The sequence below is a fragment of the Paenibacillus sp. P4_E11 genome (assembly GCF_056401635.1).
In genome coordinates this window covers 1-3,086 of sequence record NZ_JBFUIX010000283.1, presented here as the reverse complement: position 1 = coordinate 3,086, position 3,086 = coordinate 1, and the positions used below count along the sequence as shown (strand labels likewise).

The following is a 3,086-nucleotide window of genomic DNA, read 5'->3' as shown; positions in this document are numbered from 1 at the left end:
GTCGTTAACTTCGCAGCTGGCGGGGTTGCCACACCATCGGATGCTGCTCTTATGATGCACCTGGGTGCAGATGGAGTGTTCGTCGGTTCCGGGATATTCACATCCGAGCATCCCGAGAAATTCGCCAAAGCGATCGTACAAGCTACGACTCATTACACCGATTATGCCCTCATTGCGGAAGTATCCAAAAACTTGGGAACCGCGATGAAAGGGATCGAAATATCTAAGCTTGATGCTTCCCAGCGCATGCAGGATCGCGGGCGGTAAGCCAGAAGAAAGAAGGTTTACAGATGAAGATTGGCGTTCTTGCGCTTCAAGGTGCCGTTGCCGAACATATTCGCATGATAGAGCTGGCGGGAGCGGAAGGGGTTATCATCAAGAGAATCGAGCAGTTGAACGACATCGATGGAATTATCCTTCCTGGAGGAGAAAGCACGACAATCGGGAAGCTGATGCGAGATTACGGATTCATTGAGGCGCTGCGTTCGTTCTCGGAGCAAGGCAAACCCTTATTCGGCACTTGTGCCGGCTTAATCGTATTGGCGGATAAGATTGAAGGGGAGCCGCAAGTTCACCTTGGTCTGATGGATATGACGGTTCAGCGTAATGCTTTTGGGCGTCAACGCGAAAGCTTCGAAACGACTTTACCCGTCAAGGGGATCGAGCAGCCGGTTCGCGCAGTGTTCATCCGGGCGCCGCTGATCAAGTCAGTGGGACAAGCGGTCGAAGTTCTCACGGAATACAAGGGAGAAATTGTCGCAGCAAGGCAAGGTAATCTGCTTGTGGTGTCGTTCCATCCCGAGCTTACCGATGATTATTCCATGCATCAATATTTCGTTACGATGGTTCAACAGTCACAGGCTTCATCCATTCAAGGATAAGGTTCAAGTCAAGCACCTGATCCGGCCTATGCCGTACAGGTGCTTCTTTGTTGAATATTTGTCAAGAGTATAGTACATTATATTCCATACACTATGTCCCTTACGGGAGGGGTTTTTTTTGTTTGACGTCAAACTGCTTAGAACGGATAGAGCTCGGGTAGAAGAGGCTCTAAGTCATAGAGGCAAGACACATGAGGATTTGAAGTTATTTGAAGGTGTGGATATACGGCGCAGAGAGCTTCTGCAGCAATCGGATAGCTTGAAAAACCGCCGTAACGTGGTATCGCAAGAAGTAGCAAGGTTGAAGAAATCCGGCGGTGATGCTGAATCGCTAATCCTGGAAATGCGTGACGTATCGGATACGATCAAGCAGTTGGATGATGAAATTCGGATATTGGAAGACGAACTGAACAAGATCCTGCTATCCATTCCGAACATGCCGCATGAATCTGTGCCTGTTGGACGCTCAGAGGCCGATAACAAGGAGCTAAGGCGTTGGGGGGATGTACCTGCCTTAAGCTTCGAAGTAAAGCCTCACTGGGAGGTAGCACAGGCCCTTGGGATCCTGGACTTTGAAGCGGCAGGGAAAGTGACAGGCTCTCGCTTCGTGTTCTATAAGGGTTATGGCGCACGCTTGGAACGGGCCTTAATGAACTTTATGATGGATTTGCACGCAGATCAGCACGGTTATGAAGAAATGCTTCCTCCATACATAGTGAATCGCGACAGTTTGACAGGTACGGGTCAGCTTCCTAAGTTCGAGGAGGACGTATTCAAGCTGGAGGGAACGGATTATTTTCTGATTCCGACTGCGGAAGTGCCGGTTACGAATTATCATCGAGATGAGATCATGAATGCTGACGATCTGCCCAAGTATTATACAGCGTTCAGCGCTTGCTTTCGGTCGGAGGCCGGTTCCGCTGGCCGTGATACACRTGGATTAATTCGCCAGCATCAATTCAACAAGGTCGAGCTCGTCAAATTGTCGAAGCCCGAAGATTCTTATGCAGAGTTGGAAACACTGACGCAAAATGCAGAACGTGTCCTTCAGTTGTTAGAGCTGCCCTATCGGGTGCTGAACTTATGTACAGGCGATATAGGGTTCTCTTCAGCGAAGACGTATGATCTAGAAGTATGGCTGCCTAGCGGGAATTCATACCGTGAGATTTCTTCTTGCAGCAACTTCGAGGATTTCCAGGCGCGTCGGGCTAACATCCGCTTCCGCCGGGATGCGAAGGCGAAGCCAGAGTTCGTGCATACGTTGAACGGCTCGGGACTGGCGTTGGGACGCACGATTGCAGCGATATTGGAAAATTATCAACAGGCAGACGGAAGTGTCCGGATTCCAGACGTACTGAAGCCTTATATGAACGGACTGGAACAAATATCTCCTCAAACTTAATGGGGGAAAGTTCAAGAGCGGCTTGAAATTTCTGGGCAGCTCTTGAAAGCATCCCTGGCCTGTGGTACAATGCAATTTGTCACTATAGACACGATTGTCTAAAGAAGACCGCTTGGAGAGGTGGTCGAGTGGTTTAAGGCTCTGGTCTTGAAAACCAGCGAAGGGGAAACTCTTCCGTGGGTTCGAATCCCACCCTCTCCGTATACACAAAGAACCGACCTTTCGAGGTCGGTTTCTTTGTGTTCAGAGAACTGGTGAGTTGAGTTTAGATTCGTCGAAACGTACCTATATTTGTGCATCCTGAGGCGGAATAAAATGCAGGAGCCTTCCGCATTTTAATAGTGGAGGAGGTGTTGATCTAATGAGCAGAACGGAAACGTTAACCGTTGATCGAGAAGAGCTAAGGGCAGCATGGACCCGAACGCTGCCTACGGTACTGAACCAATCCGACCGATTCGAAGTGCATCCAGGAGAAGACGATCAAACGCTGCGTGTGCATATTGCTTCCGCCGGGCATTCAATGTATTCCTTCGACTTCAGCGTGAGCTACGTGGATTCCCGGGAAGTACGGGTGGAGTTGATCGATGTAGAGAAGGGCGACGATTCCGTGGATGAGCGGAATGAGACGATTCAGCAACTGGTGGAAGATTACGTCAGACATCTCCATGAATGCGCTCAGGCGCTGCACAGCTTAACCCACAAGTAAAGCGGAGGGATCCCGATGAGTAAAGCCAAAGGACCAGATAAAAACTTGTCCAATGAGGTCAAGGACCTGCAGCAAACGCCGGTGAACAGTCATCAAG

3 protein-coding genes, 1 tRNA gene and 1 pseudogene are annotated in these 3,086 nt (G+C 49.7%); all 5 read left to right on the top strand.

Annotated features, from left to right (window positions below; translation table 11 throughout):
- Nucleotides 1–267: pseudogene (locus tag AC1DWB_RS32845) on the top strand (pyridoxal 5'-phosphate synthase lyase subunit PdxS); the annotation flags it as partial.
- Nucleotides 268–290: 23 nt separating this feature from the next.
- Entirely contained in the window at nucleotides 291–881 is a 591-nt protein-coding gene (gene pdxT, locus AC1DWB_RS32840; RefSeq protein WP_477545294.1) for a pyridoxal 5'-phosphate synthase glutaminase subunit PdxT, read from the top strand.
- 118 nt (nucleotides 882–999) lie between these two features.
- Nucleotides 1,000–2,283: a serine--tRNA ligase gene (gene serS / locus AC1DWB_RS32835; RefSeq protein ID WP_477545293.1), complete on the top strand. Its 1,284-nt coding sequence runs from the start codon at nucleotides 1,000–1,002 to the stop codon at nucleotides 2,281–2,283.
- Between the two features lie 114 nt (nucleotides 2,284–2,397).
- Nucleotides 2,398–2,484, top strand: a tRNA-Ser gene (locus AC1DWB_RS32830).
- Nucleotides 2,485–2,644: 160 nt separating this feature from the next.
- Nucleotides 2,645–2,989: a hypothetical protein gene (locus AC1DWB_RS32825; RefSeq protein ID WP_477545292.1), complete on the top strand. Its 345-nt coding sequence runs from the start codon at nucleotides 2,645–2,647 to the stop codon at nucleotides 2,987–2,989.
- Nucleotides 2,990–3,086 lie beyond the last annotated feature (97 nt).

Coding starts and splice junctions, on each gene's coding strand:
- AC1DWB_RS32825 (WP_477545292.1), top strand. CDS start 2,645: ATGAGCAGAACGGAAACGTTAACCGTTGATCGAGAAGAGCTAAGGGCA.
- pdxT (WP_477545294.1), top strand. CDS start 291: ATGAAGATTGGCGTTCTTGCGCTTCAAGGTGCCGTTGCCGAACATATT.